Below are 14,444 nucleotides of genomic sequence, written 5' to 3'. Positions count from 1 at the left end.
AGAAATCAGTTTGATTTCATCGCTGTATCCATGACGACCCTGCTGTTTGCGCCATATTCACGCCCGAAGGCCCATTTCCAGGCCACGGTTTCTCCCGGCACCTGGGTGCCACCCCAGTCCGAATTCGCAGTCCTGCCGGCCGACGCGCCCATGCACACGTCTCGCGTGCGCACGCTACCCCCAGGCAGCAACGTCGGCGCCTCCGCACCGATCGCGCTGTTTCTCTACCGCCGGCCGAAGCACACGCTGCGCTGCCTGCAGTCGCTGGCGGCGAACCCGGAGTTCCTCGACAGCCCGCTCTACCTGTTCTGTGACGGCCCGAAGGGGACCGCCGACGCCCGCGCGGTCGACGAAGTCCGACGCATCGCGCGGGCGCTGCCGCATCCCCGCAAGGTGCTGTTCGAAGCCCCGACCAACCGCGGACTCGCCGACTCGGTGATCGCCGGCGTGACGCGGGTGGTGCAGGAACATGGCCGCGTGGTCGTGGTCGAGGATGATCTGGTGCTGGCGCCGACCTTCCTGGCCTTCATGAACCGCTCGCTGCACCACTACGCGGACGACGCCTGCGTGATGCAGGTGTCCGGCCACATGTACCCGGTCGACCCGGGCAGTGCCGACGACGCCGTATTCCTGCCGATGGTCGGCTCCTGGGGTTGGGCAACGTGGGAGCGGGCCTGGCGCCGCTTCGACCCGGACATGCGCGATTTCGAGACGCTGGTCGCACAACCGGGGCTGCGCCGGCAGTTCGACGTTGCCGGTGCCTTTCCGTACTTCTCGATCCTGAAGCGTCAGCGCGCCGGCAAGGCCGACTCGTGGTTCATCCGCTGGTATCTCAGCGTGTTCATGAGCGGCGGCATGACGCTGTATCCGCGCCACAGCCTCGTGCGCAATGAAGGCTTCGATGGCACCGGCGTGCACTGCGGCGCGGGCGGCTCCCCCTACGATCCCCAGGGGGCGCTGCCCCACCAGCCGCTGACCCGTCTGCCCGACGCCGGACACGTGGACGCACACGCACTGGCCCGCGTGCGCACCTTTCTCGCCGCAAAGAACACAGTGTGGCAACGCGCCCGGCGGTGCCTGCACGCGCTGATCGCCTGACCACTCGACGGGAGGACCGGCGCGCGTGCGGACGCGCTCAGTGCGCCTCGTCCCAGTTCAGCCCGACCCCGACTTCAGCCAGCAGCGGCACCTTCAGGTCGGCCACACCCGCCATCAGGCGCGGAATCGCCTCGCGCGCCCAGTCCAGCTCGGCCTCGGGCACCTCCAGCACCAGTTCGTCGTGGACCTGCATCACCATGCGGGTGGCACGGCCTTCGGCGTCGAGCGCCCCCTGCACGGCGATCATCGCCAGCTTGATCAGGTCGGACGCCGTGCCCTGCATCGGCGCATTGATCGCCTGGCGTTCCGCTGCAGCCTTGCGCGGGCCGCTGCCGCCCTGGATGTCGATCAGCGTGATGCGGCGGCCGAACAGCGTCTCGACATAGCCCTGCGCGCCGGCCAGCACCCGCGTCTCGTCCATGTAGCGTTTGACTCCGGGGTAGCGGGCGAAGTAACGGTCGATGTAGTCCCGCGCCGCCTTCACCTCGATCCCCAGGCTCTGCGCCAGCCCGAACGCGCCCATGCCGTAGATCAGCCCGAAGTTGATGGTCTTGGCGTAGCGGCGCTGCTCGGAACTCACCTCCGCCAGCGGCACGCCGAACACCTCGCTCGCGGTCGCGCGGTGCACGTCATTCCCTTCGGCGAAGGCGCGCAGCAGGGCCGGGTCGTCCGACAGGTGCGCCATGATGCGCAGCTCGATCTGCGAGTAGTCGGCGCTCATCAGCCGGTGGCCGGGCGGCGCGACGAAGGCTTCGCGCACGCGGCGGCCCTCGGCGGTGCGGATGGGGATGTTCTGCAGGTTCGGGTCGTTGCTCGCCAGCCGCCCGGTCACGGCCACCGCCTGCGCGTAGTTCGTGTGGATGCGCCCGGTGGCTGCGTTGACCATCAGCGGCAGCTTGTCGGTGTAGGTGCTCTTGAGCTTGGCGAGTCCCCGGTATTCCAGCAGGCAGGCCGGCAGCGGGTAGTCGGCGGCGAGTTCCTGCAGCACTTCTTCATCCGTGCTCGGTGCGCCGGACGCGGTCTTCTTCTTCACCGGCAGTCCCTGCTTGACGAACAGGATCTCGCCGAGCTGCTTCGGGCTGCCGAGGTTGAAGGGCTGCCCGGCCAGCTCGTGCGCCTTGGCTTCGAGCACGACGAGGCGCTCGGCCAGTTCCTGGCTTTGCCGCACCAGCACGTCGGCGTCGAGCAGCACGCCGTGGCGCTCCATGCGCACCAGCACCGCCGAGGTCGGCATCTCGATATGTGCGTAGACATGGCGCATGCCGGCCCCGTCCGGCGCAGTCAGCTCGGGCCACAGCGTCTGGTGGACCTGCATCGTCATCTCGCTGTCCTCGCCGGAATAGCGGGACGCACGTTCCACATCGACCTGGCTGAACGGGATCTGGTGCGCGCCCTTGCCGCAGAGATCCTCGTAGCTCAGCCCGCTGCGGCCAAGGTGGCGCTGGGCGAGGCTCTCCAGCCCGTGCGGCTTGTGGGCTTCGAGCACATAGCTTTCGAGCATCGTGTCGTGGGCATAACCGCGCACCGTGATGCCGTGGTTGGCAAAGACATGGGTGTCGTACTTGATGTTCTGGCCGACCTTGGCCGCGCTGGCATCTTCGAGCCATGGCTTCAGCAGCGCCAGCACCTCGTCCAGCGGCAACTGCTCCGGCGCTCCGGCGTAGTCGTGCGCCAGCGGGATGTAGCACGCTTCTTCCGCCCGCATGGCGAAGCTCAGACCGACGATCCGTGCGCGCATCGGATCGAGCGAGTCGGTCTCGGTGTCGAGCGCAACCAGCTCGGCGCTGCGGAGCGTCGCCAGCCAGCCGTCCAGCGCCTCGCGGGTCAGCACGGTGTCATAGCGGCCGGTCTCGGGCAGCACGGCGGTGGCGTCGACCTCGGGCGGCGGGTCGGCAAACAGGTCGTCCATGTGACCGATCGGCTTCGGCGCGGCGGCCTGGACGGCCGCCTGCGCCGCTGCGTTGGCAACCGCCAGCAGCTCCTTCTCCAGCTCGAAGCGCCAGCTCTTGAAGCCGTAGCGCACGTAGAAGTCCAGCAGCCCCGGCTTGTCGAGCGGGCGCAGCGCCAGCGTGTCCATCACCGGCCAGTCGGCGATGTGCGGCGCAAGGTCGCAGTCGAGCTTCACCGTGATGAGCTTGCGGCCCATCGGCAGCCAGTCGAGCGCCTTGCGCAGGTTCTCGCCCGCCACGCCCTTGATCGATGCCGAGGCTGCCATCACGCCATCGAGCGAATCGTGTTCGGCCAGCCACTTCACCGCCGTCTTCGGGCCGACCTTCTCGACGCCGGGCACGTTGTCCACCGCGTCGCCGACCAGCGTCAGGTAGTCGATGATCCGCTCGGGCGGCACGCCGAACTTGGTCACCACGCCGGGAATGTCCAGCGTCTCGTTGGTCATCGTGTTGATGAGCGTGACGTGTTCGTTGACGAGCTGCGCCAGGTCCTTGTCGCCAGTGGAGACGACCACGCGGTGCCCCCGCTCGACCGCCACCTGGCACAGCGTGCCGATCGCGTCGTCCGCCTCGATGCCCGGCACCTCCAGCACCGGCCAGCCCATCAGCCGCACGACCTCGTGGATCGGTTCGATCTGCAGCCGCAGGTCGTCGGGCATCGGCGGGCGGTGGGCCTTGTACTGGTCATACCACGCGTTGCGGAAGGTCGGGCCCTTGGCATCGAAGACACAGACTGCGTGCTCGGACGGGATCTGCTCGCGCAGCCGGCGCAGCATGTTGATCAGCCCGTAGATCGCCCCGGTCGGCGCACCCTCGGCATTGCGCAGGTCGGGCATCGCGTGGAAGGCGCGGTAAAGGTAGCTCGACCCGTCCACCAGCAGCATCGTGGGGCGGTCGGCGGGCGCGGGGGTGTCGGGGGCAGGCGTGTTCATGGCGGGATTGTCGGCGATCCCCTCCGGCGCGCCACCTACAATGCAACCCTCATCCCGCCGCCCTCCCTGCCCTTTCTTTTTCCCGTTTGCCGATGGCTGTTTTCACTGAAGTGTCCCTCGACGCGGCCAACGCGCTCGTCGATCGTCTGGGTCTGGGATCGGTCACCGCGCTGCGCGGCATTGCCTCCGGCATCGAGAACACCAATTACTTCGTCACCACCGACCGCGACCAGCAGTGGGTGCTGACGCTGTTCGAGCGGCTGACGTTCGCGCAATTGCCGTTCTACCTGCACCTGATGAAACACCTGGCGGCCGCTGGCATCCCGGTGCCCGATCCGCAGGCGGACGCCACCGGCGAGATCCTGCACACCGTCTGCGGCAAGCCTGCAGCGCTGGTCAACAAGCTCTCCGGCGGCCACCAGCTCGCGCCGTCGATCTGGCACTGCCAGCAGGTCGGCCAGATGCTCGCCCGCATGCACCTCGCCGGCCGCGACTATCCGCGCCACCAGCCCAACCTGCGCGGGCTGGGCTGGTGGGTCGACACCGTGCCGGTGGTCACGCCCTGCATGGACGCCGACGCCCGCCGACTGATCGAGGACGAGCTGGCCTTCCAGTGCCATGTGGCCGAGACCGCCGCCTACCAGGCGCTGCCGCGCGGGCCGGTCCACGCCGACCTGTTCCGCGACAACGTGATGTTCGACGGCCTGGCCGGCCACGAGAAGCTGACCGGCTTCTTCGACTTCTACTTCGCCGGCGTGGACACCTGGCTGTTCGACCTGGCGGTGTGCCTGAACGACTGGTGCATCGACCTCGACACGGGCCGCCTCATCGAGGAGCGCGCCAGCGCGATGGTCGCCGCCTATGACACCGAATGCCCGATGAGCGCCGACGAGCTGCGCCTGCTGCCCGCCATGATGCGTGCTGGCGCCCTGCGTTTCTGGACTTCGCGCCTGTGGGACTTCCACCTGCCACGCGAGGCCAGCATGCTCAAGCCACACGATCCGACCCACTTCGAGCGCGTGCTGCGCGAGCGGGTGGCCAACCCGTGGCACTGGATGCGCTGACCCAACAACGATGAAAACACCATGAAACTCCGCGTAGCAACGCCCCGGGACGGCCTGCAATGGATGCTCAGCGGCGTGCGGCTGGCGCGCCAGCAGACGCTCGGGCTGGCCGGCCTGTTCGGCATGATGGTGTTCGGGCTGGCGCTGTTCCTGGGTCTGCCCTGGATCGGGCCGGTGCTGGTGGCCATGCTGCTGCCGGCGCTGACCGCCGGCTGGGTAGAGGCCACCACCGCGGTGCAGGCGGGCGGGCGCCCCCTGCCCTCGCACCTGATCGGGCCGCTGCGCTCGGCAGCCCGGCCGGCGCTGCTGCAGCTGGGTGGGCTGAACGCGCTCGCGTCCTTCGTCCTGCTGCTGCTGGCCGATGCCCTCGATCCCGGCATGGCCGACGCCTGGACCGTGATGCGCGACAGCGAAACCACGGCTGAAGCGACCCTCGACGCCATCGGCGCGCTGCAGCAGGGCATGGTGCTGCGCGCCGTGCTGCTGCTGCCGCTGGTGCTGACGATCTGGCACGCGCCGGTCATCATCGTGCGCACCGGCGCCGGTCTGGGCAAGGCGCTCTTTGTCAGCGCCACGGCGAGCTGGCGCAACCTCGGCGCCTTCGTCGTGTATGGCGTCTGCTGGGTACTGGCGGATCTGGTGCTGTCACTGCTCCTGGCCGGGCTGCTGGCCGCGCTCGGGCTGGGGCAGGCGGCGATGCTGCTGGTGCTACCCGGGGCAATGATCTTCTCCGGCGCGTTCTATGCGTCGCTGAAGGCCAGCGTGGACGGGTGCATCGACTTCGAGGACGGAGCCATGAAGGCCGTGGACCATGCCATCCAGTAAGTTAGGCACCGGGCGCATCGTCGCCCTCCTCCTCCTCGGCACGCTGACCTTCCTCGTGATCGCGCTGGTTGCGCCCTGGATCTGGCAGACCTTCCGCAGCGCCGGCGTGCCGGCCGCGACGGCCACGGCACCGCTGGCCGGGCTGCCCTGGCAGATCGAGCGCCGGCCCGATGGCAGCAGCCTGGTCTTCGGCCTCGACCTCGGCCACGGCACGCTGCAACACGCCGCCCGCCGCTGGCCCGACGAGACGCTGCAGCTGGCCCTCGTGCGCGATGCGCAGGGCGGCTTCACGCTGGAAGGCTATCTGGAGAACATCCGCGCCGGCTTCGTGCAGGGCAAGATGGTGCTGACCGGTGCCGCTGACGCCGCCACGCTCCAGAGTTGGGCCGAACGTGCCACCCGCCGCGAGCCGCAGCCCAGCGGCACCTGGCGCCTGACGCTGGCGTCGCCGGACCATGCCGCCGCACTCGCCGCTCCGCTGGCCGGGCTGGTGTTCCTGCCGTCGGCCCGCTTCGACGAGGCCACTGCGGTCGAGCGTTTCGGCCCCGCGCACGAGCGGCTGGTCACGGCGGATGGCACGGTCCACCTGCTCTACCCCGAGCAGGGCGTGGTGATCGCGCTCGACCCGCAGGGGCGCGCCAAGCCGGTCCTCCAATATGTGGCACCGTCGGCATTCGACCGGCTGCGCGCCCCCCTGAAGCGTTGACCGGCGCCGGGGGAGTCGGAGGAGAATCGGCTCCTCTTCACCACCCACGACACACGCCCATGTCCCTCTTCGATTCATTCTCAGGCGCGTCCTCGACCCCCCCGAGTGCCACGACGGCGATGGACGCGATCGACTACGAGATCAAGGGCGCCGAAATGCAGTTCGTCGAGATCGAACTCGATCCCGGCGAAGCGGCCATCGGCGAGGCCGGCAGCATGATGTTCATGGAAGCCGGCATCGGCATGGACACCGTCTTCGGCGATGGCGCCAAACAGGGCGGCGGCGGCGGCTTCATGGGCAAGCTGCTCGGCGCAGGCAAGCGGCTGATCACCGGCGAATCGCTGTTCACCACCGTCTACACCAACCACGCCAGCGCCAAGCAGCGTGTGGCGTTTGCCGCGCCCTACCCCGGCAAGATCCTGCCGATGGACCTGCGCCAGCTCGGCGGCACACTCATCTGCCAGAAGGACGCCTTCCTGTGCGCTGCGCGTGGTGTCTCGCTGGGCATCCACTTCCAGCAGAAGCTGTCGGTGGGCTTCTTCGGCGGCGAGGGCTTCATCATGCAGAAGCTCGAAGGCGACGGGCTGGCCTTCGTGCATGCCGGCGGCAGCATCCTCCGGCGCGAACTGCGGCATGGCGAGACGCTGCTGATCGACACCGGCTGCATCGTCGCACTGACGCCGAACGTCAACTTCGAGATCCAGTACGTCGGCAAGATCAAGACCGCCCTGTTCGGCGGCGAGGGCCTGTTCTTCGCCAAGGTCACCGGCCCGGGCACGGTGTGGATGCAGAGCCTGCCGTTCTCGCGTCTGGCCAGCCGCATCTTTGCGGCAGCGCCGCAGAACGGCGGTTCACGCGAAGAAGGCTCGATGCTGGGCGGACTGGCCGGCGGCGGCCTGCTGGGCGGGTTGCTCGGCGGCGGGGACGACGACTAACGCACCACCAGCACCGGCACGGTGCTGTGCGTGAGCACCTTCTGCGTCTCGCTGCCCAGCAGCAAGGCCGCCATGCCGCGCCGGCCGTGCGAGGCCATCACGATCAGGTCGGCGCCCTGCGCCTTGCCGTAGTCGATCACGGCTTCCCACGGATGCACGGCCTCGACCGCCGCCGCCGTGCAGGCCACACCGCTGGCCGCGCACAAGGCCTTCACCTGCTCGATGTGCTTGTTGGCGATGCGGTCCTGTGCGTCGAAGAACTCCTGCGGGGGGATGGGCTGCATCTCGGAGATCGCGCTGTAGGGGAACGGCTCCTTCACCGCCAGCGTCACCAGCCGGGCGCCGAAGGACTTGGCCAGCGCGATGGCGGTATCGACCGCCTTGGCGGTGATGTCGGAACCATCGGTCGGAACCAGAATGCATGTGTACATGGCGTACCTCCTGAAGAGCAGCCCATGATGCGCCCCTGCTGCCGCGCCGACTTGATGCGCGTCAAGAAGGAGCCCCCGCGCGGTCAGCCCCTCGCCACAGGCCGGCGTCCGTCGCGGCACCACTCGCTCCACGAGCCGGCGTAAAGCGCACCCGCTGGCAGTCCGGCAATTTCCATCGCCAGCAGGTTGTGGCAGGCCGTGACGCCCGAGCCGCACTGGTGGACCACCTCGCCTGCGCCCAGCAGTGGCGTGAAGGCGGCACGCAGTGCCTCGGGTGACCGGAAACGACCGTCGGCACCGAGGTTGGTGTTGAACGGACGGTTCAGGGCGCCGGGGATGTGGCCCGCCACGGGGTCGAGCGGCTCGACATCGCCGCGGTAACGCTCCGGGGCACGGGCGTCGATCAGCGTGACGCGGCCGAGTTGGGCGTGCAACTCGTCTGCCGTCATGACCCGCCGGCCTGCTTCGGGCGACAAGGGATACGCCACAGCCGAAATCGGTGCTGCGGCAGCGCCCGCTTCCAGCGCCCCACCTGCGGCGACCCAGGCGGCCAGACCGCCGTCGAGCACGGCCACCGCGTCGTGGCCGATCCAGCGCAGCATCCACCACACACGGGCCGCGAACATGCCCCCCTGTGCATCGACCACCACCACCGGCGTGGCGGGCGTGATGCCAAGCCGTGCGACAGTCTCAGCAAAATGTTCGCGCGTCGGCAAGGGATGGCGCCCGCCGCACAGCGCTGGCACGTCGCCCTTGGCGCTCAGATCGTGGTCGAGGTGGACGTACCACGCACCGGGAATGTGGCCGGCAAGAAAGGCTTCGGCGCCGGCGCCGGGCCGGGTAAGGTCGAAGCGGGCGTCGAGCACGCGCACCGACCCGAGGCGGGCGAGCAGTTCATCGGCACGGATCAAGGGCGTCGGGAGGGCGTTCGTCATGGGAAATTTCAGCTTTCAAGGTCCGGGGGCAGCGTGTCCTGTGCATTCTGGCGCGGCCCGGTGCCGTGGCGCAGCTGGGTCGCGGTGATGCCGGCACCGACCACCAGCACCATGCCGACCAGCGCCAGCGGATGCACCGGATCGTCGAACAGCAGCACGCCGAAGGCAAACGCGAACACGATACCCAGGTACTGCAGGCTGGCGTTCACCAGCGGCCGGCCGATGGCAAAGGCGCGGGTCATCGCCAGTTGTGCACCGGTCGCGAAGAGTCCGACGCCCAGCAGCAGCAGCGTGTCGGTCCAGCCATGCCAAGGGCTCGGGCCGCCGTTCAGCAGCATCAGCGCCAGCCCGGCCAGCGCACCGCCGCAGGAGAAATAGAACACCACCCGCGTTTCCGGCTCGCCGACCCGGCCCAGCGCGGTGATCTGCAGATAGGCCATCGCCGACAGCATCCCAGAGCCAAAGCCGACGACGCCATACCAGAGCTGGTCCCGGTCGATGCTCGGACGCAGGATGGCGGCCACGCCGACAAAGCCGGCCAGCACGGTGGCGATCAGCTTGGGGTTGATCTTCGCGCCGCCCATCAGGACGGAGCCGCCGATCAGGAACATCGCCATCCAGATCGGCGACATGTAGTTCAGCGTCATCGCGGTGGCCAGCGGCAGGCCGCTGATCGCGTAGAACCACAGGCACAGCGAGGACACGCCGACGATGCCACGCCAGACGTGCATCCACGGCACCGTGGTGCGCAGCGACTGGCCTCGCCCGCGCATCAGCACCACCATCGTCACCGCCCCGATCAGGCCGCGGTACATCACGATCTCGCCGGTGCCGAAGTGCACGCTGGCGAGCTTGACGCACACGCCCATCAGCGCAAAAAGAAACGAGGCGAGAACCATCAGCACGGGAGCAGTCATGCCCCGATGCTACTGGCCCTCGCCTCGTCATTGCCGCGAACGCGGCAACCCACTCACTCGCGGAAGTCCATCACCCGCCGGTACCACTCGTGGAAGTGCTGCATGCCGTCTTCCATCGGGCTCTGGTAGGGCCCGACCTCGTTGTCGCCACGCATCATCAGCGCACGCCGACCCGCGTCCATCCGCTCGGCGATCTCGTCGTCCTCGATGCACGTCTCCATGTAGGCGGCCTTCTGGGCCTCGACATAGGCGCGCTCGAAGGCGGCAATCTCCTCCGGGTAGTAGAACTCCACGGTGTTGAGCGTCTTCGTCGGGCTGATCGGGTGCAGGGTGGACACGGTGAGCACGTTCGGATACCACTCGACCATGACGCCCGGGTAGTAAGTCAACCAGATCGCACCGTGCTTCGGGGGCACACCGTTCTGGTACTGCAGCACCTGCGCATGCCAGCGTTCATAGGTAGCCGAGCCCGACTTGCCCAGCGCCTTGCCCGCCCCCTGCGCCACGCCGACGGTCTGCACCGAGTAGTCGCGCCCCATCTCCCAGCGCAGGTCTTCGCAGGTGACGAAGTTGCCCAGGCCGGGATGGAAGGGACCGACGTGGTAGTCCTCCAGGTAGACCTCGATGAAGGTCTTCCAGTTGTAGTCGCACTCGTGCTGCACGACATGGTCGAAGACATAGCCCTCGAAGCTCAGGTCGTGGCGCGGCCCCATGCCGGCCAGATCAGCGCCCACGTCACGGCCACCGTCCGTCACCTCGAAGACCATGCCGTTCCAGACCTGCACCGGGTAGTTGCGCAGGTTCAGGCACGGGTCTTCCTTGAAGTGCGGCGCGCCGATCAGCTGGCCCTGCAGATCGTAGGTCCAGCGGTGCAGCGGGCACACGACGTTGCTGCCGGTGTGGCCACGGCCCTTGAGCATCACGGCCTGCCGGTGGCGGCAGACGTTCGAGACCAGCTCGATGCCGTTTTGCGTGCGGATGAGCGCACGCCCCTCGCCTTCGTGCGCGAGCGCGTGGTAGTCGCCGACCTCGGGCACCATCAACGCGTGCCCGACGTAGCGCGCACCGGAGGGGAAGATGCGGCGCATCTCCCGGTCGAAGAGGGCCTGGTCGAAGTAACTCGTGACCGGCAATTGAGTGTGGCTGCGGTGAAGAGCGTCGCGTGTGATGCTCAGGTCGGACATGATCCCCAGGATCTCCAAAAATCCATGTCGAACCACCACCCCATGTTCTGGCCCCAACCAAGGGCGTTTGCCATTTCGAAGGCAAGGTGTTTGCAGCAGCTGCTGCAGCGGGCCGGGGTGGGCGGACGCCCAAGGCGAATCGCGGATTTTAGCCCAGACCGGCGGAACCACTTGGCACCGGCCGGGATGTGAAGTATTTCCGAACAGCTTGTACATCCGGTACAACAGCGGGACGCACCCGAACCACGGCTTCAGCCGACCTGGGGCGCCGCGGCATGTACAGGACGGAACATTCGAGCACCGCCAAGCCCCCTACAATCAAAGACTTTTCCCGACGCCATGCCCCAGAGCGCCTCCGACACCCCTTCCCGCGAGCCGGCCAGCTACGAGAGTGCGCTGGCCGAACTTGACCGCCTCGTGCAGGCGCTCGAATCTGCACAGCTTCCGCTTGATGCGTTACTGGACGGGTACCGCCGAGGTGCCGAGCTGCTGGCCTACTGCCGCAGCCGCCTCGACGCGGTGGAGCAGCAGGTCAAGGTGCTGGACGGCGGGCAGCTCCAACCCTGGAACGATCCCTCATGAAGCGCACTGCCTTCGATGCCTGGATGCGATCGCAGCTCGACGCGGTCGAGGCCGCGCTTTGCAGCCATGTCCGCGCCGATGCCCCCGCCGAACTCGGCCTCGCGATGCGCTACGGCGTGCTCGATGGCGGCAAGCGCCTGCGCCCGCTGCTGGTGCTGGCCGCGACGCAGGCCGTCGATGGCCACGCCGAGGCGGCGATGCGCGCGGCCTGTGCGGTCGAGCTGATCCACGCCTACTCGCTGATCCACGACGACATGCCCTGCATGGACAACGACGTGCTGCGCCGTGGCAAGCCGACCGTGCACGTGCAGTTCGGCGAAGCCCGCGCGATGCTGGCCGGCGACGCCATGCAGGCGCTGGCCTTCGAGGTACTCACCCCGCCACCTACCACCGATGGCGATGTGGTGCCCGACGCGCTGCAGGCTCGCCTGTGCCGCCTGCTGGCACGTGCCTCCGGCGTCGAGGGCATGGCCGGCGGTCAGGCGATCGACCTGGCCAGTGTCGGCAAACCGCTGACCGAAACCGAACTGCTCGACATGCACGGCCGCAAGACTGGCGCCCTGCTGCAGAACAGCGTGCTGATGGGTGCCGCCTGTGGCTCGCCATCGGCCGCTGCCTGGGAGGCGCTGTCCGACTTCGGCGCCGCGCTCGGCGTGGCCTTCCAGGTGGTGGACGACATCCTGGACGTGACCCAGGACTCCAACGTGCTCGGCAAGACCGCCGGCAAGGACGCCGACCAGAACAAGCCCACCTACGTTTCGCTGCTCGGGCTCGACGGTGCGCGCGAACGCGCCGCCACCTTGCACGCCCGCGCCCTGTCCGCCCTGTCCGCTTCCGGCCTGGGTGACGTCCATGCCTTGGCCACCCTGGCCGACCGCATCCTCGATCGCGACTCCTGAGCCGCGAACGCACACAGACGGACCCCCCGCGATGAACGCCCAGAACGCCCATCCGCTGCTGAACCGCATCCAGACCCCGGCCGACGTGCGCCGGCTCTCGCGTCCGGAGCTGAAGCAGCTAGCCACCGAACTGCGCGACCACCTGCTCAAGAGCGTCTCGCGCACCGGTGGCCACCTGTCGTCCAACCTCGGCACGGTCGAGCTGACGATCGCGCTGCACCATGTGTTCAACACGCCCGACGACCGCCTGGTGTGGGACGTGGGCCACCAGACCTACCCGCACAAGATCCTCACTGGCCGGCGCGACCGCATGCCGACCCTGCGCCAGTACGGTGGCCTGTCGGGCTTCCCGCGCCGCGACGAGAGCGAGTACGACACTTTCGGCACGGCGCACTCGTCCACCTCGATCTCCGCCGCGCTCGGCATGGCCATGGGCTCGCAGATCCAAGGCAAACACCGCCACTGCGTCGCCATCATCGGCGACGGTGCGATGACCGCCGGCATGGCCTTCGAGGCGCTGAACAACGGCGGCATGCCCCACGCCGGGCAGGAGCCGAACCTGCTGGTGGTGCTCAACGACAACGACATGTCGATCAGCCCGCCGGTCGGCGCCTTGAACAAGTACCTCGCCCGGTTGATGAGCGGCAAGTTCTACGCCTCGGCCCGTGAAGGCGCCAAGCAGGTGCTGAAGAACACGCCGCAGCTGCTGGAGCTGGCCCGCCGCTTCGAGGAACACGCCAAGGGCATGGTCGTGCCCGGCACGATCTTCGAGGAATTCGGCTTCAACTACGTCGGCCCGATCGATGGCCACGACCTCGACGCCCTGATCCCGACGCTGGAGAACCTGCGCGACCGCAAGGGCGCGCAGTTCCTGCACGTCGTCACGAAGAAAGGCTACGGCTACAAGCTCGCCGAAGCCGACCCCATCGCCTACCACGGCCCCGGCAAGTTCGACCCCGCCATCGGCCTGGTGAAGCCCACCACGCCGCCCAAGCCGACCTTCACGCAGGTCTTCGGCCAGTGGCTGTGCGACATGGCTGCGGCCGACTCGAAGCTCGTCGCCATCACGCCGGCCATGCGCGAAGGCTCGGGCATGGTCGAGTTCCACAAGCGTTTCCCGGACCGCTATTTCGACGTCGGCATCGCCGAGCAGCACGCCGTCACCTTCGCCGCCGGCATGGCCTGCGAAGGCACGCGGCCGGTGGTCGCCATCTACTCGACCTTCCTGCAACGCGCCTACGACCAGTTGATCCACGACGTGGCGCTGCAGAACCTGCCGATGGTCTTCGCGCTGGACCGCGCCGGGCTGGTGGGGGCCGATGGCGCAACCCACGCCGGTGCGTATGACATCGCCTTCGTGCGCTGCATCCCGAACATGGCGATGCTGACCCCCGCCGACGAGGCCGAAACGCGCATGGCGCTGACGACGGCCTTCGGCCATGACGGCCCGGTTGCCGTGCGCTACCCGCGCGGCAGCGGCGTCGGCACGGTCGCCGCCACGGGCAACAGCTTCGACACGCTGCCCTGGGGCCGTGGCGAGATTCGCCGCGAATCCAGCCTCGTCGCCGGCCGGCCGGGCAGCAAGCGCGTCGCCATCCTCGCCTTCGGCACCATGCTCTACCCGGCGCTGGCCGCGGCGGAGAAGCTCGACGCCACTGTCGCCAACATGCGCTTCGTCAAGCCGCTGGACGGTGCGCTGGTCGAAGAGCTGGCACGCACCCATGACGCCCTGGTGACGATCGAGGAAGGTTGCACCATGGGCGGCGCCGGCTCGGCCGTGGCCGAACACCTCAACGCCGCCGGCATCACCGTGCCGATGCTGCACCTGGGCCTGCCCGACCGCTTCATCGAACACGGCGATCCGGCCTTCCTGCTGGCGCAGTGCGGCCTGGACGCCGCGGGCATCGAAGCCTCGGTGCAACAGCGCTACGGCCAGATCGGGCTGCTGCGCCCGGTGGCCAACGCCTGAAGACCGTCTTTTCACGCG

At 68.4% G+C, this 14,444-nt stretch carries 13 protein-coding genes; 8 read left to right on the top strand and 5 right to left on the bottom strand.

Features of this window, described 5'->3' with window-relative positions:
- Positions 1–30: 30 nt before the first annotated feature.
- Complete coding sequence (locus RMP06_RS09910; RefSeq protein WP_310461610.1) at positions 31–1,098, top strand: hypothetical protein; 1,068 nt, start codon at positions 31–33, stop codon at positions 1,096–1,098.
- Positions 1,099–1,135: 37 nt separating this feature from the next.
- Here RMP06_RS09910 and polA read toward each other — a convergent pair whose 3' ends face one another.
- Positions 1,136–3,979: a DNA polymerase I gene (gene polA, locus RMP06_RS09905; RefSeq protein WP_310461609.1), complete on the bottom strand. Its 2,844-nt coding sequence runs from the start codon at positions 3,977–3,979 to the stop codon at positions 1,136–1,138.
- Between the two features lie 92 nt (positions 3,980–4,071).
- Between polA and RMP06_RS09900 the strand changes: the two genes are divergently transcribed.
- From RMP06_RS09900 to RMP06_RS09885, 4 genes are read left to right on the top strand one after another with little or no spacing between them, the layout of a single operon-like run.
- Positions 4,072–5,043 carry a homoserine kinase gene (locus RMP06_RS09900; protein ID WP_310461608.1) on the top strand — a complete coding sequence of 324 codons (972 nt, stop codon included), beginning with the start codon at positions 4,072–4,074 and terminating at the stop codon, positions 5,041–5,043.
- 21 nt (positions 5,044–5,064) lie between these two features.
- Positions 5,065–5,868 (top strand): BPSS1780 family membrane protein, encoded by an 804-nt coding sequence (locus RMP06_RS09895; protein ID WP_310461607.1) that lies wholly within the window; start codon positions 5,065–5,067, stop codon positions 5,866–5,868.
- Positions 5,855–6,574: a hypothetical protein gene (locus RMP06_RS09890; RefSeq protein ID WP_310461606.1), complete on the top strand. Its 720-nt coding sequence runs from the start codon at positions 5,855–5,857 to the stop codon at positions 6,572–6,574. The genes RMP06_RS09895 and RMP06_RS09890 overlap by 14 nt, the downstream gene beginning before the upstream one ends.
- Before the next feature lie 59 nt (positions 6,575–6,633).
- On the top strand, positions 6,634–7,509 hold the full coding sequence (locus RMP06_RS09885) for a TIGR00266 family protein (protein ID WP_473964759.1): 876 nt from the start codon (positions 6,634–6,636) through the stop codon (positions 7,507–7,509).
- Here the strand turns inward: RMP06_RS09885 and RMP06_RS09880 are convergent.
- The 4 genes from RMP06_RS09880 to RMP06_RS09865 form a co-directional block, all read right to left on the bottom strand.
- Entirely contained in the window at positions 7,506–7,940 is a 435-nt protein-coding gene (locus RMP06_RS09880) for a universal stress protein (protein ID WP_310461605.1), read from the bottom strand. The two genes, RMP06_RS09885 and RMP06_RS09880, sit on opposite strands and share 4 nt — an antisense overlap.
- A gap of 83 nt (positions 7,941–8,023) precedes the next feature.
- Entirely contained in the window at positions 8,024–8,875 is an 852-nt protein-coding gene (locus RMP06_RS09875) for a sulfurtransferase (protein WP_310461604.1), read from the bottom strand.
- An 8-nt stretch (positions 8,876–8,883) separates the two neighbouring features.
- The gene (locus RMP06_RS09870; RefSeq protein WP_310461603.1) at positions 8,884–9,792 is read right to left on the bottom strand and encodes a DMT family transporter; all 909 of its coding nucleotides are present in this window, start codon (positions 9,790–9,792) and stop codon (positions 8,884–8,886) included.
- Between the two features lie 53 nt (positions 9,793–9,845).
- Positions 9,846–10,976: an aromatic ring-hydroxylating oxygenase subunit alpha gene (locus RMP06_RS09865; RefSeq protein ID WP_310461602.1), complete on the bottom strand. Its 1,131-nt coding sequence runs from the start codon at positions 10,974–10,976 to the stop codon at positions 9,846–9,848.
- A 339-nt stretch (positions 10,977–11,315) separates the two neighbouring features.
- Between RMP06_RS09865 and xseB the strand changes: the two genes are divergently transcribed.
- Genes xseB through dxs form a run of 3 tightly spaced genes read left to right on the top strand, consistent with a single transcriptional unit; the run spans position 11,316 to position 14,426 of the window.
- Complete coding sequence (gene xseB / locus RMP06_RS09860; RefSeq protein WP_310461601.1) at positions 11,316–11,558, top strand: exodeoxyribonuclease VII small subunit; 243 nt, start codon at positions 11,316–11,318, stop codon at positions 11,556–11,558.
- Positions 11,555–12,457, top strand: a complete 903-nt coding sequence (locus RMP06_RS09855; protein WP_310461600.1) for a polyprenyl synthetase family protein — start codon at positions 11,555–11,557, stop codon at positions 12,455–12,457. The genes xseB and RMP06_RS09855 overlap by 4 nt, the downstream gene beginning before the upstream one ends.
- A 31-nt stretch (positions 12,458–12,488) precedes the next feature.
- A complete protein-coding gene (gene dxs, locus RMP06_RS09850) occupies positions 12,489–14,426 on the top strand; it encodes a 1-deoxy-D-xylulose-5-phosphate synthase (RefSeq protein WP_310461599.1) in 1,938 nt (645 codons plus the stop codon).
- The last annotated feature ends 18 nt before the right edge of the window (positions 14,427–14,444 follow it).

The organism is Sphaerotilus sp. (genome assembly GCF_031429695.1).
Classification (GTDB): domain Bacteria; phylum Pseudomonadota; class Gammaproteobacteria; order Burkholderiales; family Burkholderiaceae_C; genus Sphaerotilus.
The sequence above is the reverse complement of the archived record's forward strand: the minus strand, read 5'-3'. Positions and strand labels throughout refer to the sequence as shown.